This is a genomic window from Pseudomonas sp. Marseille-P9899, assembly GCF_903166565.1.
In the GTDB taxonomy this organism is placed as follows: Bacteria; Pseudomonadota; Gammaproteobacteria; order Pseudomonadales; family Pseudomonadaceae; genus Aquipseudomonas; species Aquipseudomonas huaxiensis.
Genome location: NZ_CAESCG010000004.1, coordinates 501,954 through 525,184, shown reverse-complemented (window position 1 = coordinate 525,184; position 23,231 = coordinate 501,954). Strand labels below are relative to the sequence as shown.

The window sequence follows — 23,231 nt, the reverse complement described above, 5'->3', positions numbered from 1 at the left end:
AGGCGAGAGGGGCCGTGTTGGCGGCCCCCACGCCTCGATTCAGAAGCTGTATTTCACATTGAACATCACGTTGCGCGGGTCACCGTAGTAGGCGGTGTTGTAGTTGCCGATACCGCTGTAATACACCCGGTCGAACAGGTTGTTGAGGTTCACCGTGCCTTTGAACTCGTCAGTGAAATCGTAGCTGGCCAGCAGGCCAACCACCGCGTAGCTGCCGCGGTTGAGTTTCTGCGGCCCGACCTGCTCGTCGAAGCTGTCGTCGATAAAGAAGCTTGCGCTCTGCCACTGCACATTGCCGCCGACGGTGGCCTTGTTCAGCGCGCCGGACAAGCGATAGCTGGTGGCGGCCTTGAGCAGGTGCTGCGGCTGGGTGGCGGCAACCCGCACATGGTCGGCGTCATAGGATGCCTGGTAGACGTAGCCGGCATTGACATTCCAGCCCGGCAGCAACTCGCCGGCGATTTCCAGCTCCACGCCATTGGTGGAAGCGCCCGACACCGGACGCATCTCGGCATTGCCCGCGCTGTTGGTCCGGCCGGTGCTTTCGGCGAGGTTGTCCTGCTTGAGCTGGAACAGCGCCAGGCTGGCATTCAGGCGGCCGTCGAAGTACTCGCCCTTGATCCCCACTTCATAGCTTTCGCCGGTCAGCGGGTCGATCGGCTTGTCGTTGGCGTCCTTGTTGTACGGCTGCGGCTTGAAGATGTCGGTGTAGCTGGCGTAGACGGTGTACTGCTCGTTGAGGTCGTAGGTGATGCCGGCGTAAGGGATGACTTCGCCGCTGTTGTGGGTCGGGTAGCTGTTGGTCCGGCCAAGCGCGTTGAGGCTGCTCAGGGTCCAGTCATAGTCGTTGACCCGGGCACCGATGATCACGTTGAAGGCATCAGTGGGTTTGAGTACCACGGCCGCGTAGCTGACCTTCTGCGTGGCATCGATTTTCTGCGTCGACCACCACGCCCAGTCGGTCGGGTAGGTGGCGTTGTTGTTCCAGGTGAACGGGTTGACGGTCTCGTCGGTGGTGCCGTCGGTGCGGCGTGATTCGGCGTCGGTCTTCGAATAGTTGTAGCCGACCACCAGTTCATGTTCGCGGCCAAAAAGCTGGAATGGCCCCTTGGCGTAGACGTCGAAGGACTTTTCCTCGGTGTCGGTATCGAACTTCGAGGCGCCGCCGTAATAGAAACCGTGGTCGATGGTGTTGGTGGCCGGGTCGATGTGCGCGGCCGACAGCCCGGCGAGGATTTCCCGCGATTTGTACTTGCGGTAGGTGGCGGTGGCCTTGAGCATCCAGTCGTTGTCCAGGCGGTGCTCGATGCCGACGAAGCCGCGCGAAGTGTCCTGGTTGCGGTAGGCCCACTTGTCCGCCGGGTTGCTGGAGCGCGACAGATCGACCCGCCGGCCATCGCTGTAGAACACCGGCAGGTGGGCGTTGCTGGTCGCGTCGTTGCTGTTCTTCTGGTAATCGAAACCGGCACTGAGGGTGGTGGCGTCGTTCAGGTCGGCTTCGAGGATGCCGTAGAACACCTGCTGCTCGCCTTTCTGGTAGTCGATGAAGCTGTCGTGCTGCTCGCTGCCGGCGACCAGCCGCCCGCGCAGGGCGCCGCTGTCCACCAGCGGGCCGGACACATCCAGCTCGGTGCTGTAGCGGTCCCAGGACCCGGCGCCCGCGCCGACATGGCCCTGGAATTCACGGGTCGGGCGCTTGCGCACCAGATTGATCACCCCGGACGGATAACCGATGCCGTTGACCAGGCCGGTGGCGCCCTTGAGCACTTCGACGCGGTCGTAGATCAGCGAGTTGCCGATGCTGTAGTTGTCGCGCACGTTGCCGCCGTCGGTGCTCAGGCTGGGAATGCCGTCGTACTGGAAGGCCTGGATTTCGAAGCCGCGGGAATAGTAGGTGTAGCCCTCGGAGTTCTCGCGGTTGACGGTGACGCCGGGGGTTTGTTGCAGCACCGAGGCGAGGTTGACCAGGCCCTGGTCGTCCATCTGCTGGCGGGTCACCACGCTGACCGATTGCGGCGTCTTGCGCAGCGACAGGTCCATGCGCGTGGCCGAGGCGCTCTGGCCGACGGTGTAGGCGCCGGTGCCTTCGGAGGTCGCGCCGAGGGCGGCGCTGTTGATGGTGGTAGCGCCCAGTTCCAGCGAGCCGTCCGCTTTAGGCAGTGGCCGCAATGCGTAGCTGCCGTTGCTCTGCGGCAGCGCTTGCAGGCCGCTGCCCTGCAGCAGAATGGCGAAGCCTTGGGCGACGCTGTAGCGCCCGTCGAGGCCAGCGGACTGGCGGCCCTCGGTCAAGGCGGCATCGAACGAGATGGCGGTGCCGGACGCCGAACCGAAGGCGGCGAGCACCGAGGTCAGGCTGCCGGCGGCAATCCGGTAATGCTGCTCGGCGCTGACTTCGGCGGCGCTGACGACGCCTGGCAGGCTGCCGACGGCAATGGCGCAAAGCCCGAGGCGAATGGCCACGGCCACGGGGTTCAGCAGGCGTGCGTGTGGGTACTTCATGGTGTTCCTCCCCCAAATGAGGCCGTGCAAACGGCACTTGTCGAGGGATTGGCCGAGCAGGAAAGGCAAATCGTGCAACGCCCCTGAAATTATTTTTCGCGCCGGGCGATCACGCGCCGGCGGGCAGCACCGTGACCCAGTAATCGCTGCGCCGCACCACCCGCAGGCCGAAGCCGCTTTCCAGCGCCGCCAACGCGCGGTTGGTGTCGTCCAGCGGGAAGGCGCCGGAAATCTTCAACCCGGCGATGGCCGGATCGCAACGCAGCCAGCCATGGCGATAGCGCGACAGCTCGGCGAGCAGATCGCCCAACGGCCGCTCGATGGCAATCAGGCTGCCGTTGCGCCAGGAGGCGACCGTGGCGTCGCTGGTCCTGGCCGCGCCGAGGCTGGTGCGGTCGAAGCGTACCTGCTGGCCGGCTTCCAGGCGTAGTACTTGCGGGCTCAGCGCCGGGCGCACTTCCACGGCTTTTTCCAGCACCGCGACCTCGCACCAGGCGTCGTCGCTTTGCACCGTGAAGCGCGTGCCGAGGGCGCGGACCTGGCCTTGTGCGGTCTCCACCAGGAAGGGCCGAGCCAGTGAGTCCGCCGCGGTCTCTACCAGCAGCCGGCCGCTGAGCAGGCGCAACAGGCGGCGGTCGTTGTCGAACGCCACATCCAGTGCCGAATGGCTGTCGAGCAGCAGCGAACTGCCGTCGGCCAGCGTCAGACGGCGTTGCTCGCCGACGCCGGTGTGGTAGCTGGCGGTCATCGCCACGCGCCAGTCGCTGTCCCAGGTCCGCCAGCCCAGCGCACCGACTCCGGCCAACACCAGCAACTGGCGCATGACCCGCCTGCGTGTCTGCCCGGCGTTGCGCAGCGCCGAGGCAGCGACCTTGCCCGGTACGCCTTCGACCATCCGCCGCACCTGTTCGACCTGCAGCCATGCCTGGCGATTCAGCGGATCGGCGTTGTGCCAGAGCTGCCATTGCTGGCGCTCGGCCTCGGACTCGCAGCCCGACGACAGCCGCGCGTACCACTGCGCCGCGCTGCGCAGGGCATCGCGTTCGGCCGGGTCGAGGACGGGGCGCGGCTCGCTCACAGCAACCCCATCTGCATCAGGCAGCAATGCTCGACGGCCTTGGCCATGTGGTTGTTCACCGTGCGCAGGGAAATGCCCAGGCGCGCGGCGATCTTCGGGTAACTCAGGCCCTCGAACTGGGACAGGATGAAGGTCTGCTTCACCGTGTCACCGAGGGCATCAAGCATGCGGTCGATCTCCACCAGCGTCTCCAGGACGATGGCCTGTTCTTCCTGAGAGGGATGCTCACGCTCGGGCAGGGCGGCGAGGGCTTCGAGGTAGCTGTGCTCCAGTGCGCGGCGGCGGAACAGGTCGATCACCAGGCCCTTGGCCACGGTGCTCAGGTACTGCCGCGGCTCGCGGATATCCAGGGCCTGACGCGCCTTGATTACCCGCACGAAGGTGTCCTGGGCCAGGTCGGCGGCATCGCTGCTGTTGTCCAGACGCTTGCGCAACCAGCCACGCAACCAGCCGCAATGGGTGGCGTAGAGGTCATGGACGGCGGAACGCAGGGCGATATCGTCGGCGGGCATGAGAAAACATCACTAATGAGAATTGGTTGCAATTCTCACCTTGTTGTCGCGGGGTTTGCAATGACTTGTTACGGCTATTGAGCCGGGAGGGAAATGGTCCTAGGGTTGACGGCCACCATCGACATGGAGACCGACATGGCACAACAGATAGTGCTCCTTCCAGGCATCGGCAACTCCGGTCCCGGGCACTGGCAGCGGATTTGGGCAGACAGCGACGCCGGCATGACGCTGATCGACGGGCAGGACTGGGACCAGCCGGTACGCGAGCAGTGGGTCGAGAACCTCGACAGGACACTGCGCCGTATCGGCCCCGAGACGATTCTGGTGGCGCACAGCCTCGGCTGTCTGCAGGTCATTCATTGGGCGCAGGCGCGCGATGTACAGATTGCCGGTGCAATGCTGGTGGCACCACCAGACCCGCAAGGACCTACGTTTCCGTCGCAGGCGTCAGGGTTCGGCGACCTGCCGATGCAGCGTTTGGCATTCCCCACGCTCGTGGTGGCCAGCAGCGATGATCCCTACGCCAGTCTGGATTTCAGCCGGCACTGCGCCGAGGCGTGGGGCAGCCGTTTCGTCGAGGTGGGCGCACGCGGGCACATCAATGGCCAGAGCGGACTGAGCGACTGGGCGCAGGGCAGGGAACTGCTGGATGCACTGAGGGTTTCGGCGGCGGGCTGATTTTCGAATGAATCTCTGCCTGTTCGGGGTGGTCACAAAAATGTCGACCATCCCCAATCGAGCCCGCAGGGCAGAGAGGTATTCATGAGCAATGATGAACTGGAGCGTGAAGTCCTGACCCGTTTGTTGCACGCGCACCCGGAAGGACTGGGCAAGGAAATTCTCGACAACTACCGCGGTGAAAAGGCCGTGGCCGGGACGCTCAAACACCTGCAGGAACGCAATCTGATCCACGGCAATCCGGTGACGGTGCAGGACCATGAACCGTCGGTGACCTTTCCGATCAAGCTGACCAGTGCCGGCGTCGATGCCGCGCGGCGGGCGGATGGAGCAGGCGCTCAGGGACGTTAATCGTTGCAGCGACCGCGACGGTCCGGCGCCCCCAAACCGTCGCGGTTGCCTGCGCTGTTACAGCACCGGCGTACGCGGCGGAATCATCCGCCGGTTGCCGGTGGCCTCGAACGCCGCGCCCAGGCGCAGCAGGTTCGAGTCGTCATAGGCGCGACCGGCGAAGGTCAGCCCCACCGGCATGCCGATATCGGCCATCACGCCCATCGGCACGGTGACGGTCGGCACGCCGAGGTGGCGAATCGCGAGGTTGCCGTTGGCGACCCAGACGCCGTTGCTCCAGGCGATATCCGCCGACTCGGGATTCACATCGGCATCCGCCGGGCCAACATCGGCCACGGTGGGGAACAGCACCGCGTCCAGCTTCAGCTCATCCATCCAGTCTTCCAGGTCGATCTTGCGGGTCTTCTCCAGGCCGCGCAGACCGTCCGGCACGGTGCTGATTTCGTTCCACGGGGTGATGCCGCGCTGGGCCATCTTCACGTATTCGTCCATGCCGGCAGCAAGGTCGCCTTCGCGGTTGGGCAGGGTGCCGGGGTCGTGCGGGAAGATCTTCGGCCCGTCCACATCCACCAGGCGATTGAGCTTCGGATCGCCGTTGGCCTGGAGGAAATCGTCGAAGGCCCAGGCGGTCAGGTCCCACAGTTCATGGTGGAGGAATTCCGGCGAGACGATGCCGCGGTTGAACACGGTCGGCGCGCCGGGGCGGTCGCCTTCGCAGTTGGATACCAGCGGGAAATCCACTTCGATCACTTCGGCACCGGCCGCTTCCAGGGCCTGGCGCGCCTGCTTCCACAGGTCGATGACCGAGGCGCGGGTGTTGATGCGCTGGCCGGTCGGGCCGCCAATGCCTGGTGCTTCCGAGGTGCCGGCCAGTTCATCGGCATTGATGTACATGCGCGGCACGCCCAGGCGTTTGCCGGCCAGGGCGCCGGCGCCCACCGCCAGTTCCTGATAAGAGATCGGACGCACCGAGGCGACGCTCGGGATCGGCACCCAGGTTTGCAGGCGCCACAGGTCGCCGCGGGTGTCCTTGTCTTCGGCGACCACTACGTCGAGCACTTCGAGCAGGTCAGCCATGGTCCGTGCATAGGGCACCACCACGTCCATGGTCGGCGTCAGCGGCCAGTTGCCGCGAACCGAAATCACCCCGCGCGACGGGGTGTAGGCGCACAGGCCGTTGTTCGAGGCCGGGCCGCGACCGCTGGACCAGGTTTCTTCCGCCAGGCCGAACGCCGAGTAGCTCGCAGCGGTGGCAGTACCGGCACCGTTGGACGAGCCGGAGGCGAACGGCGCGGTGAGGTAAGCGGCGTTGTACGGGCTTTCGGCGCGGCCATAAACGCCGCGCTGCATGCCGCCGTTGGCCATGGGCGGCATGTTGGTCTTGCCCAGGCAAATCGCCCCGGCAGCCCGCAGGCGCTCAATGGTGAAGGCGTCGCGATAGGCCACCAGCTCGGCGAACGCCGGGCTGCCGGACGCGGCGGTCAGGCCCTTGACCAGATAGCTGTCCTTGGCGGTGTAGGGAATGCCGTCCAGTGGGCCGAGGGTTTCACCCCGGGCGCGGCGGGCGTCGGAGGCTTCGGCTTCCTTGAGGATTTCGGGGTTGCGCACCACCACCGCATTGAGTGCGGTGGGCGTGTCGGCGCCGTCGTAGGCATCGATCCGGGCAAGGTAGGCCTTGACCAGTTCAACTGCGGTGGTTTGCCCGGATTCGAGCGCGGCACGCAGTTGGGCAATGGAAACTTCGGTGACCTCGATCATGCAGCTTGCTCCGGTGACTGACAGGTAACAGGGAAAGTGCTTCCCTCACGCAGGGACATCAGGCTTTTCAAATTGTTATCTCGTTCGATACCCCGTTGTGCGGCTTTACGCAACAGGGCGGCCTAAAGTGGGCGATATATTTAACACTTGGCGATGAACAAGGGAATGGGGACTACGCCAGACCTGATGATTTTGGCGATAAAGGGCAGCTTTCGCTATTTGGAGGTGTAGAAAAATACGAACAGTCGAACGCTGTCTGCCGAGGCATCAGGATCATTCAGAAGGGAGGGTGAAACAGAAGAAGAAAATGGCAGGGGCGGCTGGATTCGAACCAACGCATGGCAGGATCAAAACCTGCTGCCTTACCGCTTGGCGACGCCCCTGTTGCGACGGATGAAAGAACATCCAGATGCAGAATCCTGCTGTTTGCGAAGACGATTTCGCGATGAACCTAGTGGTCCGTTGCAGGATGGGCGGCAATTTATCAACTTTTGTTACGTCTGTGAAGCCCCTTTTAAAACGAAAGGGGTTTTAAAACAGCGACTTAGTTTGCGGGTCACCGTCATTGGCACCGGCGAAAAGCCAACAGCATCGCGTTGGCGTCCTCAGTTGGGGTAGGGTTGCGGACCGCATCTAGCGAAATTTCCCACATCCCCAAGGAAGGAGAGCGATCGTGTTCCCATTGGATATCTGGCTGGCCTACACCGCTGCCTGTCTGCTGCTGGTGATTTCCCCCGGTCCCGACAACCTGCTGGCGATCGGTCGCGGTCTGAGCCAAGGGCGGCTGGCGGCGATCGTCTCGGGGGTAGCGTCGGGGGCCGGCATTCTCTTCCACACCACCACCGCGGCATTGGGCCTGACCCTGTTGATGCAGACGTCGGCGGTAGCGTTCTGGGTCGTCAAGATCATCGGTGCCGGTTACCTGCTCTGGCTGGGCATCAAGGTGCTGCGCTCGCGCAACCTGATCAACTTCGCGCCGGCAGCCCGGCAGCCGCTGCGCAACATCTTCCTCACCGGTTTTCTGTCCGCAGCGCTCAACCCGAAGCCGGGCCTGTTCGTGCTGGCCTTCATTCCGCAGTTCGTCAATCCACAACTGGGTTCGGTGACGCTGCAGATGTTCGTTTATGGCGTGTGGTTCGCCGCGCTGACGGCGGTGGGCTTTGCGCTGATGGGGGTGTTCGCCACCGCGCTGACCCAGTCGCTGCGCCAGCGGCCACGGCTGGTCAACGGCCTGAATGTCGGAGCAGGGGTGACGTTCGTTGCCTCGGGTGTCTCGGTGGTGGCGCTGACCCAGAAATAAATCCTGCCCTCGGTTTGGCACGCGACTGAAGACTGCCCGGGAATTTTCGTTCAAGGGGTGTGTCGCATCTCCCACGGGCCACTTTACGTGGCCCCATCGCGTCGCTCTAATAGCAAACCCGCGGCTCGGGCTGGCCCGCGCCGGTTTTCCGCATTACACAAGGAACAGTGACCGTGATCATTGGCATCGATCTGGGTACGACCAACAGTCTGGTCTCGGTATGGGACGGCGAGTCCGCGCGCCTGCTGCCCAACGCTCTTGGCAATTATCTGACGCCCAGCGTCGTCGGCCTCGACGACGAGGGCCAGTTGGTGGTGGGCGATATCGCCCGCGAGCGCCTGCAGACTCACCCGCAATTGACCACCGCGCTGTTCAAGCGACACATGGGCAGCGGCCGCGAAACCCGCCTCGGCCAGCGCGCCTATCGCCCCGAAGAACTGTCGGCGATGCTGCTGCGTAGCCTCAAGGCGGATGCCGAGCGGGCACTTGGCGAGACGGTCAGCGAAGCGGTGATCAGCGTGCCGGCCTATTTCAGTGACGCCCAGCGCAAGGCCACGCGCATTGCCGGCGAGCTGGCGGGGCTGACCGTCGAAAAGCTCATCAACGAACCGACTGCCGCCGCCCTGGCCTATGGGCTGCATCAGCGGGACGAAAGCACCTTCCTGGTCTTCGACCTGGGCGGCGGCACCTTCGACGTGTCGGTGCTGGAGCTGTTCGAAGGGGTAATGGAAGTGCGCGCCAGTGCCGGCGACAACTTCCTCGGCGGCGAAGATTTCGACGACAGCCTGGTGGCGTACTTCGTCGCGCGGATCGGCGCGAAAGACCTGCCAGACGTCAATCGCCCGGAACTGGCCCAGCGTTTGCGCCGTGAAGCGCAGCGTGTCCGCCATGCCCTGGGCCACGCCAGCGAAGCGCGTTTCAACCTCAGTGACGACGGCCGCGAATGGCACCTCGACCTGACCCAGGACGACCTCGCCACGGTGGTTCGTCCCTTGCTCGACCGTCTGCGCGCGCCCATCGAACGAGCGCTGCGGGACGCCCGGATCAAGGCGGCGGAACTGGACGAGGTGCTGCTGGTGGGCGGCGCCACGCGTATGCCGCTGGTGCGCAAGCTGGTGGCGTCGCTGTTCGGGCGCATTCCCTCCATGCAATTGAACCCGGACGAAGTGGTCGCCCAGGGCGCGGCGATCCAGGCGGCGCTCAAGGCCCGCGATGCTTCGCTGGAAGAAGTAGTGCTGACCGATGTCTGCCCCTACACCCTCGGGATCGAGACCTCGGTGCAGGTGGCGCAGGGTTATCAGAGCGGGCATTACCTGCCGATCATCGAGCGCAACAGCGTGGTGCCGGTGAGCCGTTCGCGGGTGGTGTCCACCTTGAGCGATGGCCAGGAGCATGTGCGGGTGCGCATCTTCCAGGGTGAAGGCCGGCTGGTGCAGAACAACATTTTCCTCGGCGAACTGGATATCCCGGTGCCCAAGCGCCGGGCCGGCGAAGTCGACCTCGACGTGCGCTTCACCTACGACAACAACGGCCTGCTGGAGGCCCAGGTGCACCTGCCGATCAATGGCGAGACGCGCACCCTGGTGATCGAGAACAACCCCGGCGTACTGGACAAGAACGAAATCGCCCGGCGCCTGGCTGACCTGCAGCAATTGAAGGTCCATCCCCGCGATCAGCAGACCAACACCTTGCTGTTGGCGCGACTGGAGCGCCTGTATCAGGAGCACCTCGGCCATCGCCGCGAGCACATCGCGCAACTGGCCCAATACTTCCAGCAGGCGCTGGAAACCCAGGATGAACATCAGGTGCGCAAGGCCTACAGCAGCGTTGCCGAGCACCTGGCGCAGATCGAGCAGGAGGGCTGAGGGTTCATGAGTCATTGGCAATTGCTGGACCTGACCCCCGAAGCGGACGAGCGTGCGGTCAAACGCGCCTATGCCCGGTTGCTCAAGATTCATCGTCCTGACGAAGATGCAGCGGCCTTTCAGCAACTGCGCGAAGCCTACGAAACCGCGTTGGCCGAGCTGCGTTGGCGGGCGCAGTGGGAGGAGGAAGAACAGGACGAGGCACCGGAGCCGCAGCCGGTGCTGGCCGCAATCGATGAAGGCGGGGCGTTGTCAGTCGCGCCCGCACCCGCGCCGGTTCGGGCTGCGCCGGAGGAACCGGACTATGCCGCATACGTTCGCGCCATTCCGGAGCCGGTTATCTCGATGGGGCAAATTCGTCAGTGGTTCGCCGAGGGCCACGAGCATCGGCTGCTGTCGGTATTGCCGCAGATTCTCGCCAGCGAATGGATGCTGTCGTTCGATCGCCGGCAATGGTTCGAGGAGCAACTGCTGGACTGCCTGGAGCATGAGGGCCATTGGTCCCCCGCGTTCTTCGATCAGTTGGCCGCGCGTATGGACTGGAGCGATGCCAAGGGTCATATCCCCTGCTCGGGGGCGCGCTGGCGCCACCTGATGGACTTGCGTGCGGCAGCGTTCGAGGTGGACCGCGTGCGGCGTGACGTGCAGAGCCCAAACCCGGACGCGGTGCTGTCGTTCCTGTTCGTGCGGCAAAGCGATCTCGACCGACGGCAACTGGCCGATGGCATGGACGCGGGCCAGTGGGCGCATTGTCAGCAAGTGGCGGAAAGCTTCGAACAGCGCAATCCGACAACGCTGCAGCGGTTGGGACTTGAACTGGTGGATGACTGGCGGGCGTGGCTGCCGCGCACGGCGGTGCCGTTCTGTCTCTATTTGTGGTTGCTTGCCAGTGGATTCATCGCGCTGAAACACCTGCCTCTGGCCGAGACCCGACCTTCCGAATACGTCATCCGGGTGGTGGTATCGGGTTTGCTGGCGGCGGCGGGCAGTGTATGGGCTTACGTCATCTGGCGCAGGATCGCCATGTGGCTGACGCGGCTGGACATGCCCCTCAGTCGCGCGGTGTTGCCGGACAGGCTTTATCGCCGGGGCGCGGGCCTGTTGATCCTGCGTCATGTGTTGCCGTGCGCGGCGCTGTCGTGGCTGGCGGCGTGGAATCTGCGGGAACTGTCATCGACTTGGTGGCCGGTGCCGTTGGCGGTGTTTCCGTTGGTGCTGTACCTCGCTAATGCCACCTTGCGGGGTACCATTCCTGCGCCGTGGAGCCGGATGTACCAGGCCATGACGCGGCCGACGGATGAGGCGGGTTGGTGATGTTTCCTGAGGGGTTTGGGGGGTGATCTTCGCGAGCAAGCTCGCTCCTACAGAGTCATCACCAGACTGATTTCGAAGATGCGCCTGTTCATCTCCCGGCGGCACTACCGAGAATCTTCTGCAAAAAAAGCCCTCGCAACCTGACAGTGCGAGGGCAAACGAGTGGAACCCCATTGACGTTGTTGCCTCAGACCCCGTCGACCCGGTACACGCCGATCAGCACTTCACTGTCGCTGACGTCATCGATCGTGCCGACGTGGGTATAGCCCTTTACCCGGCGGAGTCCTGGCGGACGGCACGGTGTGACAGTAGTAATGCATTCATGATCGATTCCTCACGGGTCAGTTGGCTGCCGGGCTTAGCGGGTCGGGCCGGCACGGCTGTTTCAGCAGGCTGTCGCAAGCCGGTTGCGCCGCAGGTATCTGGACGCCCTTGAGTTCACCCAACACCAGCGTCGAAGGGTGCTGCGCGTCATGCAGCAGTTTCGGCTTGGCGGGCAGGGCGAAGGTGTCGAAGCCGTAACCTCCGGTGCGCCCAGGCGCGTCGATCCACAGGCGCACTCTCGAGCCTGCGCGCAACGGATGGGAGAACGGCGGGATTTCCACCCGGCCCAGCACGGGCGTGTCCGGCAGCATCGGTTCGACGGCATCCGGGGTATCCAGCCGCCACGGGCGCAGCGCGGTGGACTTGCCGTCATCCAGTTTGCGTGCCGACATCCGCAGCCAACCGCGCTGGATAAAAACTTCCTGGCCGTCGGGCAGCAACTGGGTGAGGGTGACCTGCACGTCCAGGTCCGGCCCCATCGGCGTCGACAGCCAGAGGTCGGCGCTGCCGGGGCCATAGCTGAGCAGGTCGCGGGTCAGCGGCGCGCTGGTATACGCCAGGCTGCCGTGCTCCCAGCCCGGCTTGAGCTGGCCCCAGGCGTTGTCTTCCTCGTAGGTGTTCACGTCAGGCCCGGCCACCGGGTAGTTGTATTCGTCCGGCTCGCCCTCGGGTTTGCCGCCTTCGATCAGCTTGCCGCCGCCGGCCAGGGCGAAGCGCACTGGGGTGATGTCCAGCGGCAGGCGCTCGCGTTGCAGCGTCCAGCCGGGGGCGGCGGTTTCATTGAGGTCGTGCGGGGTGTCGCGTTGTGCGCTTGCGGTCTCCTGCCAGATTTCGACGTGCGGGGTGCGGTTGAAGCCGTTGTCCTGACCTTTGACGAAGTGATCGAAGAAGGCCACCAGCTTGTCGCGGAAATGCCGGGACTCGTAGAGATCGTGCGGGCCGTTGCTCTGTACGGTCCACAGGTGTTCCGGGCGCACGGTCTCGTGGTAGTAGCCCTCGCGGGCCATGACCGCCTCGTCCTGCCAGGCTTCGAAGGACAGGATCGGCACCTGGATCAGGTGGGTGCGGTCGCGGATGTTGCGCTGGTTGACCCACTCGTCGCGCAGCGGATGGCGAATCAACTGGTAGGTCAGGGCGTGCTTGCCGATGTCCGCCTCGTTCTTCGCCAGTTGGCTCAGGCAGCGGCTGTCGTTTTCGCTGGTGGCGCTGGCCTTGACCGCGGCCCAGCGCTGGTCGAGGTACCAGTGCCAGCCGGTGACGAACTCCGGCGCCGGCACGCCGCCCGGTGCCCAACTGTCGCCGCGGGCATCGCCCAGCACCATGCCGGGGGCGATCGCCTTGAGGCTCGCAGGGCGCTCGGCGGCGGTCATCAGTTGCGACATGCCGGACCAGGACCAGCCAAACATGCCGACCTTGCCGTCGGACCACGCCTGTTTTGCGATGAACTCGATGGCGTCACGACCATCGGTGCCGTAGGCCGGACCGAGGAAATCGAAGGTGCCCTGGGAGCAGCCGGTGCCCCGCGCCTGCACGCCGACCACGGCATAGCCGAGGCTCACCAGTTGCTTGTCGAGGTCGACCGAGAAGGTTTCATCGTCGGCTAGGTAGGCGCTGCCGCCGATGCTGCCGGAGTCGTAGCCGCTGTAGCGGACCAGCACCGGGAAACGGCCCTGGGTGGCCGGCAGCAGCGCCGAATAGCGCAGCTCGGTGCCGTCCGCCGTCTTGATGTAGCCGGTTTCGCGTTTGGCCCAGAAGGGTTGCCATTGACGAGCCGGGGCGGAACTGACGTCCTGGCCGGGAATGTCCTGGGCGGCGTGCGCGGTGCCGCCCAGCAGTGTTGCGGCCGCCAGGCTGGCGGCAATTGCAGTTGTGCGAAAAAGCATGATGAGCACCCTGGGTCAGAAGCGTTTCGAGGCGGAAACCATCAGCGTCGCCGAGCAGATGTCGTCGATGCCCTGGGTGGATTCGCATTCGGCTTTCGAGAGGTCGGTATCGACGTAGGCGAGGCGCCAGGCGACGCCCAGCAGTTCCTTACTCAGCCCCACCTCCCAGTCGCGATAGCCGCTGCGGGTGTTGCCGTCGTGGCTGACATAGACCGGGTCCTTGGCGTCGGAGTAGCCGAGGCGCAGGTCCAGCGTCGACTCCCAGGGTAGGTCGAGGGTGTAGCCGGCCCAGATCACGCCGCGGTCGTCGCCGTAGGGTTTGACGTCACGGGTGTACTTCACGCCCAGCGTGGCGTTCCAGGCCGACAGCGTGCCGATCCACTCGCCGTAGTTGAAGGCGCTCTCCCGCGGGTAGTCGTATTCGTAGTAAATGAGCGAGGCGCTCAGGGTGTCGTTGAAGGCATGCTCGATACCGACGTAATAGTCGTATTCGCGACGGGCATCGCTGTCGAAATCGACGTTGGATGTGAAGATGCCTGCCAGCAGGCCGCTCGAATGGTGAAGGCTGACATCGAACTGCAAGGCCGGTTTGTTAAGGGTTTGCGAGATCCCGCCGGTGCGGTAGTCGCTTATCGCCGCGACCAGCACATCGAGGGTGAAATCCGGGTTCAGCTCCACGGCCTGTGCTGATATGGCCTGGCTCAGCAAGACCGCTGCGCCGAGGCGCACTGTAATCGCTTTCATCTGCTCCGCTCCGTTTATTATTCTTGACGGCAGATTGACGCTTTAATAGTTATTTGTATTACTGATTTTGTTGTGTGAGGCTTGTCGTGCGATGCGTCATTGTCGCCGACATCCTTAATTTATTGGCTTTATGCGGCGTGCCTCTATCCGTCTTGCGCATGAAACGGGTAGATGATTAATAAAATTAACAAATGACCGGGGTAAGACCATGGCGATCAAGGTGCTGGAAGCTCACGAAGTGAGCGAGCATCGTGTGGCGTTGCCGGGCTGGCAGGAGCAGTACACGCAGATGTCGGCGGGCCATTTTCATGGCCGGCTGGGGCATGCGCAGACGGGCGCCGTCGAGCTGTACGAGGAGCACATGAACCTGCGCGTCGAACAGGAATTCCATGCCCCGCCTGATGCCCTGGTGTTCAGCTTCGACATGAGCGATGACGCGCTATACCTGCTCGATGGCCAGACCCGCAATGCCTGGGTCACCCCGGAGAACTACCGCGAGGTGGCGGTGGTGCTGAAGCAGCCGGCGGCCTGGAAGCGTTCTGCCGCGGAGTTTCGCCAACTGGTGTTGCAACCGCTGCGCTCGACCGGCTGCCGCTCGTTCGAAGACTCGCTGAGCGGCGTGCTGGCTGGTGCGCTGGAAGGTCATGTGGACGTCGATGCACCGGGCTTCGCCGAGCAGATTGCCGAGGGTTGCTTCCTGTTGCTGGACGAGGCGCTGGACGTCGGCGCACGCCGGCGTTCGGAGAACCAGGCGCGGCGGGTGGTCGAGCGGGTCAAGGAAGTGGTCAACGATTGCCCGCAGGACAGCTTCGGCGTGCTTGACCTCGCGGAAGCGGCGGGGGTGTCGGTGCGGCATCTGCAGCAATCGTTCATGCGCTACGCGGACATGCCGCCGACGGTCTGGCTGCGCAATCGCCGCTTGAATGCGGTCAGGCGTGATTTGCTGGCGGCAGACCCTGGTCAGGTGACCGTGGCCGAAGTGGCGATGCGCTGGTCGTTCTGGCACCTGGGGCGGTTTTCGCAGTCGTATCACGCGCTGTTCGGGGAGTATCCGAAGGCGACGTTGAAGCGGGGGTAGGCAGGTTCTTTGTGGGGTTTGAGGGCCTCATCGCTGGCAACGCCAGCTCCCACAGGGTTTTGAGCCGGGCACAAAACTGAGGCCTGACACAAAAACCTGTGGGAGCTGGCGTTGCCAGCGATGAGGCCCTCAGAAACAACCACCGACTAACCCATCACCTCCCGCATCCGATACCAAAGCATCCCCAACGCCAACAATGGCGACCTCAACAGTTTCCCGCCGGGAAACGTCAGGTGCGGCACCGCGCTGAACACATCCAGCCCGGTGCTTTGGCCCACGGAAATCCCTTCCGCCAGCAACTTTGCCGTCCAGTGGGTAACGTTCAGCCCATGCCCGGAATAGCCCTGGGCAAAGTACACATTCGGGTGCTGGCTCAGCCGGCCAACCTGCGGGAAGCGGTTGGCGGTGATGCCGATCATGCCGCCCCACTGGTAGTCGATACGCACGTCAACCAGTTGCGGGAAGACCTTGAGCATCTTCGGCCGCATGTAGGCGCCGATGTCTTTCGGGTCGGAACCGGAGTAGTGGCAAGCACCGCCGAACAGCAGGCGGCGGTCGGCGGTCAGGCGGTAGTAATCCAGCCCGACCTTCTGGTCACACAGCGCCAGGTTACGCGGGATCAACTGTGCTGCTACTGCTTCCGGCAACGGCTCGGTGACGATGACGTAGCTGCCCGCCGGCAGCACCTTGCCGCTCAGCTTCGGTTCCAGTTCGTCCAGGTGCGCGTTGCAGCCGAGCACCAGGCTGTCTGCCCGTACCCGGCCGCGGGCGCAATGCACCGTGACCTGGCTGCCGTGCTCGATACGCAGCACCGGGCTTTGTTCGAAGACCTGAACCCCCAGCCGGCTTGCGGCCCGGGCTTCGCCGGTGACCAGGTCCAGCGGGTGCAGGTGCCCGGAGCCCATGTCGATCAGGCCCCCGGCGTAGCAGTCGCTGGCCACCACCTCGTGCATGCGCCCGGGTTCCACCAGTTCGATGGGATGGGCATAACCCGACGCGCGCAAGGCCTTCTGCTCATCGACCATCGCGGCAAATTGCGCCGGGGTGTTGGCCAACTCGCAGAAGCCCCAGCGCAGGTCGCAGTCGATGGCGAATTCGGCGATGCGCTCGGCCACCAGAGTGACCGAGTCTTCGCCGGCACGTTGCAGGTAACGCACACCGTCTTCGCCGACGTACCTGGCAAAGCCGCTGACGTCATGGCCGATGCCGCGGATCAACTGGCCGCCGTTGCGCCCGCTGGCGCCCCAGCCAATGCGCCGGCCTTCCAGCAGCACCACCGAATGACCGCGCAGCGCCAGTTCCAGCGCTGTGTTGACGCCGGTCAGGCCACCGCCGATCACACACACGTCGGCGCGGATTTCGCCGTCCAGCGTCGGGTAGGTGTGGCGGTCGCGCGCGGTGGCGGCGTAGTACGACGCGGTATGTTCGCCGGTTCGATTCATCACGCTGTCCCGGCTCATTGGTTGAACTTGACCTTGCTCCAGCTACGGGTCATCAGCCGCATGATCTTCGGCGATGGCGCATTGGAGATGTACAGCTTGTCGAGCACGGCCTGCGGCGGATAGACCTCGGGATTGTTCAGCGTCTCGGGGTCGATGAAGGCCTTGGAATCGACGTTGGCATTGGGGTAGCCGACGTAGTCGCTGACCTCGGCGATGACCTTGGGCTCAAGCACGTAGTTGATGAACGCGTGGGCCTGGTCGGGGTTTTTCGCGTCGGCGGGAATCGCGATCAGGTCGAACCACAGGTTGCTGCCTTCCTTGGGAATGCTGTACGCGATCTGGATGCCGTTCTTCGCTTCCTTGGCCCGGTTGGCGGCCTGCAGCACATCGCCGGAGAAGCCGAACGCCGCGCAGATATTGCCGTTGGCCAGGTCCGAGATGTACTTGGACGAATGGAAATAGGTCACGTAGGGGCGCAGCTCCAGCAGCCGTTTTTCGGCCTTGGCGTAGTCGGCCGCGTTGGTGCTGTTGGGGTCCAGGCCCAGGTAGTTGAGGATGGACGGGATCAGCTCGTCGGCTGAGTCCATGAAGGCCACGCCGCACTTCTGCAGCTTCTTCAGGTTCTCGGGTTCATACAGGACAGACCAGGAGTCGATATGGTCGACGCCGAGCACTTCCTTGACCTTCTCGACGTTGTAGCCGATGCCGTTGGTGCCCCACAGGTAGGGCACCGAATGCCGGTTGCCGGGATCGTTCTGCTCCAGCAGCTTGAGCAGAGCCGGGTCCATGTGCTTCCAGTTGGGCAGCTTGCTGCGGTCCAGCTCCAGGAACACTCCGGCGTCAACCTGACGGGTGAGGAAGTGGTTGGAGGGCACGACCACGTCATAGCCGGTCTTGCCCGCCAGCAACTTGCCTTCCAGGGTCTCGTTGGAGTCGAACACGTCGTACACCGGCTTGATTCCGGTGCTGCTCTGGAAACCGGTCAGCGTGTCGGGCGCGATGTAGTCGGTCCAGTTGTAGATGCTCACGCTCGGCTGCGCCAGTGCAGCCAGCGGCAGCGCCAGCAAGGTGAAGGGCGCAAGGCGTTTCAACAGATTCATAGCGGCTCCTGTCCATCCTGTTGTTGTTTTTCGAAGGCGTGTGCTCGCGTCAGACGCTCAGCAGCAGGAACTCCCGTTCCCACGAGCTGATCACGCGCTTGAAGTTCTCGTGCTCGGTGCGCTTCACCGCGACGTAGCCCTGGACGAACTTGCGCCCGAGGTACTGTTCCAGCACCGCGCACTCTTCCATGGCCGCCAGTGCGTCTTCGATGGTGACCGGCAGACGCAGGCTGCGGCGCTCGTAGGCGCGACCCTGGACCGGCGCGCTCGGCTCGATCCGCTCGACCATGCCGAGATAGCCGCACAGCAGGCTGGCGGCGATGGCCAGGTACGGGTTGGCGTCGGCGCCGGGCAGGCGGTTTTCCACGCGCATGGCTTCAGGCGAGGAGGGCGGCACACGCAGGCCGGCGGTGCGGTTCTCTTCACCCCACTCGACGTTGACCGGCGCCGAGGTGTCCGGCAGGAAGCGACGGAACGAGTTCACGTTCGGCGCGAACATCGGCAGCACCTTGGGAATGTACTTCTGCAGGCCGCCGATGTAGTGCAGGAACAGCTCGCTCATCGAGCCGTCTTCATTGACGAAGATATTGCGGCCCGACTCGCTGTCCACCAAGCTTTGGTGGATGTGCATGGCGCTGCCCGGCTCATCGGTGATCGGCTTGGCCATGAAGGTCGCCGCCACGTTGTGCTCGAGCGCCGCCTCGCGCATGGTGCGCTTGAACACGGTGATCTGGTCGGCCAGCGACAGCGCGTCGCCGTGGCGGAAGTTGATCTCCATCTGCGCCGGGCCGTCTTCGTGGATCAGCGTGTCGAGGTCCAGGCCCTGGGCTTCGCACCAGTCGTAGACGTCCTCGAACAGCGGATCGAATTCGTTGGCGGCATCGATCGAGAAACTCTGCCGGCCGCTTTCCGGGCGACCGGAGCGGCCGATCGGCGCTTCCAGCGGGAAGTCCGGGTCGCTGCTGCGTTTGGTCAGGTAAAACTCCATTTCCGGCGCGACGATCGGCGTCCAGCCCTTGTCCTTGTAGAGCTGCAGCACGCGCTTGAGCACGTTGCGCGGCGACAGCTCGACCGGGTTGCCCTGCTTGTCGTAGGTGTCGTGAATCACCATCGCGGTGGGCTCGATGGCCCAGGGCACCAGGAACACCGCGTCGGCATCGGGGCGGCAGAACATGTCGATATCCGCCTCGTCCAGCAGGCTGTAGTAGATGTCGTCATCGACGAAATCGCCGGTAACCGTCTGCAACAGCACGCTTTCCGGGAGGCGCATGCCGCCTTCGCCGAGGAACTTGTTGGTGGGGGATATCTTGCCGCGGGCGATGCCGGTGAGGTCACTGACAATGCATTCGACTTCGGTGATCTGGTGTTGCTTCAGCCAGGTGGCCAGCTGATGCGCGGGGGTGTTCATGCAAACCTCTAGCGGGTAGTTGTTTAGGCACTCGAAGGCAGGCGACCGAGTGGGTGGTCGGTGCCGACGGGGCTAGTGTTCGCTGGAGGCGGGGGGCGGTTCTATCCGTTTTGTGCAGGAATGGCGGGTGTCGATGAAATGGCAAGTTCGTTCAAGCGTGCCGCGGCGCGAGCCGGGTAGACTGCTGCGCTCGCCCATCAGCAAGGAGTGTTCGCGATGATCACCTGCCACGTCCGTTACGTAATCGACCCCTATCAGATCCCGGCGTTCGAAACCTACGCACGCCTGTGGATCAAGCTGGTAGAGCGCATGGGCGGCCAGCACCACGGTTATTTCCTGCCCGCCGAGGGCGCCAACAATATTGCCTACTGCCTGTTCAGCTTTGCGGGATTGGCGGAGTACGAGCATTACCGCAAGCAGGCCGAGGATGACCCGGAATGTGTGGCAGCAGTGGCGTTGGCGCTGGAGAAAAAATTCATTGTCAGCTACGAACGGAGCTTTTTGCGGCCGGTGCTGGGTTGATCCGGGCCGGGTGGAGCGAGATGGGCCGTGGAGGCGCAACGTAAGAGCGTTTGTGCCTGTTTTGTGGATCTTCGCGAGCAAGCTCGCATCAGCCAGGCACTGACGGAGGCGTTGCTGGCAGGAATGATGGCGCCGCTCGCCGGCGGCTAGCCCGGTGATCCCGGTGGGAAGTGTGGGCATCTATACCTCTCGCAGGCAAACACAGCGGTTTGACGCGAAACCTGTGGCCATCGCCGGCAAGCCGACGATGGCGTTTGAAGCCCCAATCAATCAGGACCGGCTCAACACCCGCCCAGCCTCGACAGCCTCATGCTGCCTTGCGCGCATCACGCCCAGCAGCACGGTCACTCCCGCCAGGGCCAGGGTCGCCGTCACTTCCATCCGGTGCTCCGGCATGACGAACATCACGCCCAGCGCAAACACGATGAAGGCGATCACTGCCAGGGTCAGCCACGGGAACAGCCACATGCGAAATTCCGGCAGCTTGCCTTCGCGGCGCAGGATGCCGCGCATGCGCAGTTGCGAGCAGGCGATCACCAGGTACACCAGCAGGGCGATGGAACCCGAGGTGGCCAGCAAGAACTGGAACACATGGGCCGGGGCGAAGTAGTTCACCACCGTGGTGACCATGCCGATCAGCGTGCTGACGATGACTGCCGCTCGCGGCACGCCGCGAGACGAGGTGCGCTGGATGAACCCCGGCGCATCACCGCGCTTGGCCAGTGAGAAGACCATCCGCGACGAGATGTAGATCGACGAGTTCAGGCAACTGGCGACCGCCACCAGCACCACGCCGTCCACCAGCAGCTTGGCGTAGGGAATCTGCATGATTTCCAGCGCGCGCTGGTAGGAACCCTGCAGCGGCAGCAGTGGGTCGTTCCACGGCACGATGGAGATGATCACGAAGATCGACAGCAGGTAGAACACGCTGATGCGCCAGATCACCGAACGGGTGGCGCGGGCGATGTTGCCGGCGGGGTTGCTCGATTCCGAGGCGGCGATGGTTACCGCTTCGGTGCCCATGAAGCTGAACATGGTGGTCAGCAGCGCGCCGATGATCGCCGCCCAGCCGTTGGGCACGAAGCCGCCCTGGGTGTCCAGCAACTGCTTCAGGCCGCTCACCTCGCGGCCCGGCAAACCGCCGAGCAAGGCGTAGAAGCCGAGTCCGATGAAGGCGACGATGGCGATGATCTTGAGCATGGCGAACCAGAACTCGAACTCGCCGTACTTGCCGACACTGGCAAGGTTGGTGGTGGTCAGCGCCACGGTCAGGCCGAGGGCGAACAGCCAGGCATCGACCTGCGGGAACCAGGCGTTGAGCACTACGCCGGCGGCGATGGCTTCGATCGGGATCACCAGCACCCAGAACCACCAGTACAACCAGCCGATGCTGAACCCGGCCCAACGGCCGATGGCCTTGTCGGCGTAAGTGGAGAAGGAGCCGGTATCGGGGCTGGCGACCGCCATTTCACCGAGCATGCGCATTACCAGCACCACCAGGCTGCCGGCCATGACGTAGGCGAGGATAGCGGCGGGACCGGCGGCGGCGATGGCGTGGCCGGAGCCGACGAACAACCCGGCACCGATGACCCCGGCGATGGACAACATGGTGACGTGGCGCGGCTTGAAGCCCTGCGCCAGTTCGGCGCGATCGCGCTGGGTAGATGTATTCATCCTGAAGGCCTTTTTGTTATTGGACTTGTTATGAAACGGCACGACGGGGGCGGCGCCGCAGCACGGGCGATCCCCCGACTGGCAAGCTATCGCTGTCATGGGGAGCGTCTAATGCCTGGGTTTGCCGCATTCATGACTGAAAGCGACATCGGCATGCCAGAGGGCGGCGGGGCAGGGGGGAGCAGCGGCGTTGTTGCGAAGTTTTTTGCAGAAAATCCAGCAGAAAGATGTCTGCGGCACCTTGCCGGTCAAGCCGGCCGGCCCGTTGACCCGGATCAAGGCGCCTCGCGGCCAGCGCGGGTTAGGCTGATGCAACAGCACGGAACAGGACCCGACGCCATGGCCAAACCTTTTCCCCTCAACCCCAAGAACCCTGAAAGGATCTGCTGGGGTTGCGACCGCTATTGCGCGGCCAGCAAGCTGGATTGCGGCAATGGCGCCGACCGCACCATGCACCCTGCCGAGACCTTCGGTGACGACTGGCATGAGCCGGGTGACTGGGGGTTGGCGCTACCGGACGCCAGCGACGAGAGCCCGGCGCCCTGATACTTCAACGAGGCCCAACTTGGGCCCTCATTCAGACGTCGCCAGCTTCCCCCAGGCCGACAACACCGTCGCCAGGATGATCAACGACGCTCCCGCGACCATTCGCAGCGACGGTTGATCGCCGAACAGCCACCAGGCGCAGGCGATGGCGTAGACCGGCTCGAGGGCGATGATCATTCCCGCGCTTCGCGCCTCCAGCCCTTCCAGGCTTTTGACGAACAGGTACTGCGACAACCCGGTGCAGAACACGCCGAGCATCGCCAGGTACAGCCAGTCGCTGTGGCTCAGGCCACGGATCATCATGTTGTCGAGGGCGAACGGCGCGACCAGCAGGGCGACGGTCATGTTTTGCCAGAAGGCCACCTGCACCGCGTTCATGCCTTGCAGGCCACGGCGGTTGGTGATCGCCAGCAAGGCGAAGGACAGCCCCGAGGCCAGGCCCCAAAGCAAGCCGATGGTGCCCTGATCGAACAGATCGAAAGACGGCACCACCAGCACCAGGCCGGCACTTACCAGCAGCAACAACAAGCCTTCGCTGGCGCCGATGCGTTCGCGGAAAACCGCCAGGTCGAGCAGGGCAATGAACGCCGGGAAGCTGGCGAAACCGAGGGTGGCCACGGCTACGCCGCCGACCTTGATGGCGATGAAGAAGGTCACCCAGTGAGCCATCAGCATGACCCCGCTGAGGGCAATCATCGCCAGCTTGCGCCAGTTCAGTTGATGGAAGACGCCACGGCGCTGGAACTGCGCCACGGCGCCCAATGCGAGCACGGCGAACGCCGCGCGACCGAAGGTGATGACCGAGGCGCTGGCGTCGATCAGGTGGCCGAGGATGCCGGTCAAGCCGAACAACACGGCGGCCAGGTGGGCGATGATCAGCGCATTGCGATGCCCCAGGGTTGCACCCTGGGTTGAAACGTTGGAAGCGAGCATGGGCAGTAGAAAGTCTGTGCAAGTGTGCGCACGCGAGCACTCTCCGGTGGTCGTGCGGACTGGTTTTTGGGTATAGGGATATGTGTGGTCTTCCGGGACCGGAAGCCGTCAGCGCCGCAGCGTTGTAGTGGCCTGCATGGGCCGTGCTGCTTGTTCGCCGTACTGCGAGATGAAACAGAAACCGAAAAGGGGTCGGCCACCGCCTGCGTGGGGCGGTGGCCG

19 protein-coding genes and 1 tRNA gene are annotated in these 23,231 nt (G+C 64.0%); 8 read left to right on the top strand and 12 right to left on the bottom strand.

The genetic code is table 11. From position 1 onward, the window contains the following. Positions 1–39: 39 nt before the first annotated feature. The 3 genes from HWV67_RS22145 to HWV67_RS22135 form a co-directional block, all read right to left on the bottom strand. On the bottom strand, positions 40–2,499 hold the full coding sequence (locus tag HWV67_RS22145) for a TonB-dependent siderophore receptor (protein ID WP_175652785.1): 2,460 nt from the start codon (positions 2,497–2,499) through the stop codon (positions 40–42). Between the two features lie 109 nt (positions 2,500–2,608). Continuing rightward, positions 2,609–3,577, bottom strand: a complete 969-nt coding sequence (locus tag HWV67_RS22140) for a FecR domain-containing protein (protein WP_256680167.1) — start codon at positions 3,575–3,577, stop codon at positions 2,609–2,611. After that, positions 3,574–4,089 (bottom strand): sigma-70 family RNA polymerase sigma factor, encoded by a 516-nt coding sequence (locus HWV67_RS22135; RefSeq protein WP_175652783.1) that lies wholly within the window; start codon positions 4,087–4,089, stop codon positions 3,574–3,576. The genes HWV67_RS22140 and HWV67_RS22135 overlap by 4 nt, the downstream gene beginning before the upstream one ends. Before the next feature lie 105 nt (positions 4,090–4,194). Between HWV67_RS22135 and HWV67_RS22130 the strand changes: the two genes are divergently transcribed. Beyond that, the gene (locus tag HWV67_RS22130) at positions 4,195–4,767 is read left to right on the top strand and encodes an RBBP9/YdeN family alpha/beta hydrolase (RefSeq protein WP_256680166.1); all 573 of its coding nucleotides are present in this window, start codon (positions 4,195–4,197) and stop codon (positions 4,765–4,767) included. Between the two features lie 84 nt (positions 4,768–4,851). Continuing rightward, positions 4,852–5,118 (top strand): hypothetical protein, encoded by a 267-nt coding sequence (locus tag HWV67_RS22125; RefSeq protein WP_095158760.1) that lies wholly within the window; start codon positions 4,852–4,854, stop codon positions 5,116–5,118. Between the two features lie 57 nt (positions 5,119–5,175). Here HWV67_RS22125 and HWV67_RS22120 read toward each other — a convergent pair whose 3' ends face one another. Beyond that, positions 5,176–6,876 carry an amidase gene (locus HWV67_RS22120; protein WP_175652782.1) on the bottom strand — a complete coding sequence of 567 codons (1,701 nt, stop codon included), beginning with the start codon at positions 6,874–6,876 and terminating at the stop codon, positions 5,176–5,178. A 308-nt stretch (positions 6,877–7,184) separates the two neighbouring features. Continuing rightward, positions 7,185–7,259, bottom strand: a tRNA-Gln gene (locus HWV67_RS22115). Between the two features lie 290 nt (positions 7,260–7,549). Between HWV67_RS22115 and HWV67_RS22110 the strand changes: the two genes are divergently transcribed. From HWV67_RS22110 to HWV67_RS22100, 3 genes are all read left to right on the top strand, one after another. Beyond that, the gene (locus tag HWV67_RS22110) at positions 7,550–8,176 is read left to right on the top strand and encodes a LysE family translocator (protein ID WP_095158762.1); all 627 of its coding nucleotides are present in this window, start codon (positions 7,550–7,552) and stop codon (positions 8,174–8,176) included. Between the two features lie 173 nt (positions 8,177–8,349). Further along, entirely contained in the window at positions 8,350–10,041 is a 1,692-nt protein-coding gene (locus HWV67_RS22105; RefSeq protein WP_175652781.1) for a molecular chaperone HscC, read from the top strand. A gap of 6 nt (positions 10,042–10,047) precedes the next feature. Continuing rightward, the gene (locus HWV67_RS22100; protein WP_175652780.1) at positions 10,048–11,355 is read left to right on the top strand and encodes a J domain-containing protein; all 1,308 of its coding nucleotides are present in this window, start codon (positions 10,048–10,050) and stop codon (positions 11,353–11,355) included. A gap of 341 nt (positions 11,356–11,696) precedes the next feature. Here HWV67_RS22100 and HWV67_RS22095 read toward each other — a convergent pair whose 3' ends face one another. After that, positions 11,697–13,562: a CocE/NonD family hydrolase gene (locus HWV67_RS22095; RefSeq protein ID WP_175652779.1), complete on the bottom strand. Its 1,866-nt coding sequence runs from the start codon at positions 13,560–13,562 to the stop codon at positions 11,697–11,699. A gap of 15 nt (positions 13,563–13,577) precedes the next feature. Further along, positions 13,578–14,306, bottom strand: coding sequence for a TorF family putative porin (locus HWV67_RS22090; RefSeq protein ID WP_175652778.1), 729 nt, complete (start codon positions 14,304–14,306; stop codon positions 13,578–13,580). A 208-nt stretch (positions 14,307–14,514) separates the two neighbouring features. Between HWV67_RS22090 and HWV67_RS22085 the strand changes: the two genes are divergently transcribed. Continuing rightward, the gene (locus tag HWV67_RS22085; protein WP_175652777.1) at positions 14,515–15,384 is read left to right on the top strand and encodes a helix-turn-helix domain-containing protein; all 870 of its coding nucleotides are present in this window, start codon (positions 14,515–14,517) and stop codon (positions 15,382–15,384) included. Positions 15,385–15,530: 146 nt separating this feature from the next. Here HWV67_RS22085 and HWV67_RS22080 read toward each other — a convergent pair whose 3' ends face one another. The 3 genes from HWV67_RS22080 to HWV67_RS22070 are packed head-to-tail and all read right to left on the bottom strand — an operon-like array spanning position 15,531 to position 19,334. Then, on the bottom strand, positions 15,531–16,826 hold the full coding sequence (locus tag HWV67_RS22080) for an NAD(P)/FAD-dependent oxidoreductase (RefSeq protein ID WP_175652776.1): 1,296 nt from the start codon (positions 16,824–16,826) through the stop codon (positions 15,531–15,533). Positions 16,827–16,840: 14 nt separating this feature from the next. Continuing rightward, the gene (locus HWV67_RS22075) at positions 16,841–17,926 is read right to left on the bottom strand and encodes a polyamine ABC transporter substrate-binding protein (protein ID WP_175652775.1); all 1,086 of its coding nucleotides are present in this window, start codon (positions 17,924–17,926) and stop codon (positions 16,841–16,843) included. A gap of 49 nt (positions 17,927–17,975) precedes the next feature. Next, entirely contained in the window at positions 17,976–19,334 is a 1,359-nt protein-coding gene (locus HWV67_RS22070) for a glutamine synthetase family protein (protein WP_175652774.1), read from the bottom strand. Between the two features lie 216 nt (positions 19,335–19,550). Between HWV67_RS22070 and HWV67_RS22065 the strand changes: the two genes are divergently transcribed. Continuing rightward, positions 19,551–19,856, top strand: a complete 306-nt coding sequence (locus HWV67_RS22065; RefSeq protein WP_175652773.1) for an NIPSNAP family protein — start codon at positions 19,551–19,553, stop codon at positions 19,854–19,856. A gap of 270 nt (positions 19,857–20,126) precedes the next feature. On the opposite strand, the gene gabP is transcribed toward HWV67_RS22065, so the two are convergent. Then, on the bottom strand, positions 20,127–21,530 hold the full coding sequence (gene gabP, locus HWV67_RS22060) for a GABA permease (RefSeq protein WP_175652772.1): 1,404 nt from the start codon (positions 21,528–21,530) through the stop codon (positions 20,127–20,129). 339 nt (positions 21,531–21,869) lie between these two features. Here gabP and HWV67_RS22055 point away from each other — a divergent pair, with 339 nt between their 5' ends. Then, positions 21,870–22,076 (top strand): DUF3079 domain-containing protein, encoded by a 207-nt coding sequence (locus tag HWV67_RS22055; RefSeq protein WP_175652771.1) that lies wholly within the window; start codon positions 21,870–21,872, stop codon positions 22,074–22,076. A 27-nt stretch (positions 22,077–22,103) separates the two neighbouring features. Here the strand turns inward: HWV67_RS22055 and HWV67_RS22050 are convergent, their stop codons facing one another. Further along, positions 22,104–23,009 (bottom strand): DMT family transporter, encoded by a 906-nt coding sequence (locus HWV67_RS22050; RefSeq protein WP_175652770.1) that lies wholly within the window; start codon positions 23,007–23,009, stop codon positions 22,104–22,106. Between the last annotated feature and the right edge of the window lie 222 nt (positions 23,010–23,231).

Bases quoted from the DNA above. Each gene is read 5' to 3' on its own strand.
- HWV67_RS22145 (WP_175652785.1), bottom strand. From the start codon at position 2,499: ATGAAGTACCCACACGCACGCCTGCTGAACCCCGTGGCCGTGGCCATT.
- HWV67_RS22055 (WP_175652771.1), top strand. From the start codon at position 21,870: ATGGCCAAACCTTTTCCCCTCAACCCCAAGAACCCTGAAAGGATCTGC.
- gabP (WP_175652772.1), bottom strand. From the start codon at position 21,530: ATGAATACATCTACCCAGCGCGATCGCGCCGAACTGGCGCAGGGCTTC.
- HWV67_RS22125 (WP_095158760.1), top strand. From the start codon at position 4,852: ATGAGCAATGATGAACTGGAGCGTGAAGTCCTGACCCGTTTGTTGCAC.
- HWV67_RS22065 (WP_175652773.1), top strand. From the start codon at position 19,551: ATGATCACCTGCCACGTCCGTTACGTAATCGACCCCTATCAGATCCCG.
- HWV67_RS22135 (WP_175652783.1), bottom strand. From the start codon at position 4,089: ATGCCCGCCGACGATATCGCCCTGCGTTCCGCCGTCCATGACCTCTAC.
- HWV67_RS22090 (WP_175652778.1), bottom strand. From the start codon at position 14,306: ATGAAAGCGATTACAGTGCGCCTCGGCGCAGCGGTCTTGCTGAGCCAG.
- HWV67_RS22075 (WP_175652775.1), bottom strand. From the start codon at position 17,926: ATGAATCTGTTGAAACGCCTTGCGCCCTTCACCTTGCTGGCGCTGCCG.
- HWV67_RS22085 (WP_175652777.1), top strand. From the start codon at position 14,515: ATGGCGATCAAGGTGCTGGAAGCTCACGAAGTGAGCGAGCATCGTGTG.
- HWV67_RS22070 (WP_175652774.1), bottom strand. From the start codon at position 19,334: ATGAACACCCCCGCGCATCAGCTGGCCACCTGGCTGAAGCAACACCAG.
- HWV67_RS22050 (WP_175652770.1), bottom strand. From the start codon at position 23,009: ATGCTCGCTTCCAACGTTTCAACCCAGGGTGCAACCCTGGGGCATCGC.
- HWV67_RS22120 (WP_175652782.1), bottom strand. From the start codon at position 6,876: ATGATCGAGGTCACCGAAGTTTCCATTGCCCAACTGCGTGCCGCGCTC.
- HWV67_RS22080 (WP_175652776.1), bottom strand. From the start codon at position 16,826: ATGAATCGAACCGGCGAACATACCGCGTCGTACTACGCCGCCACCGCG.
- HWV67_RS22100 (WP_175652780.1), top strand. From the start codon at position 10,048: ATGAGTCATTGGCAATTGCTGGACCTGACCCCCGAAGCGGACGAGCGT.
- HWV67_RS22095 (WP_175652779.1), bottom strand. From the start codon at position 13,562: ATGCTTTTTCGCACAACTGCAATTGCCGCCAGCCTGGCGGCCGCAACA.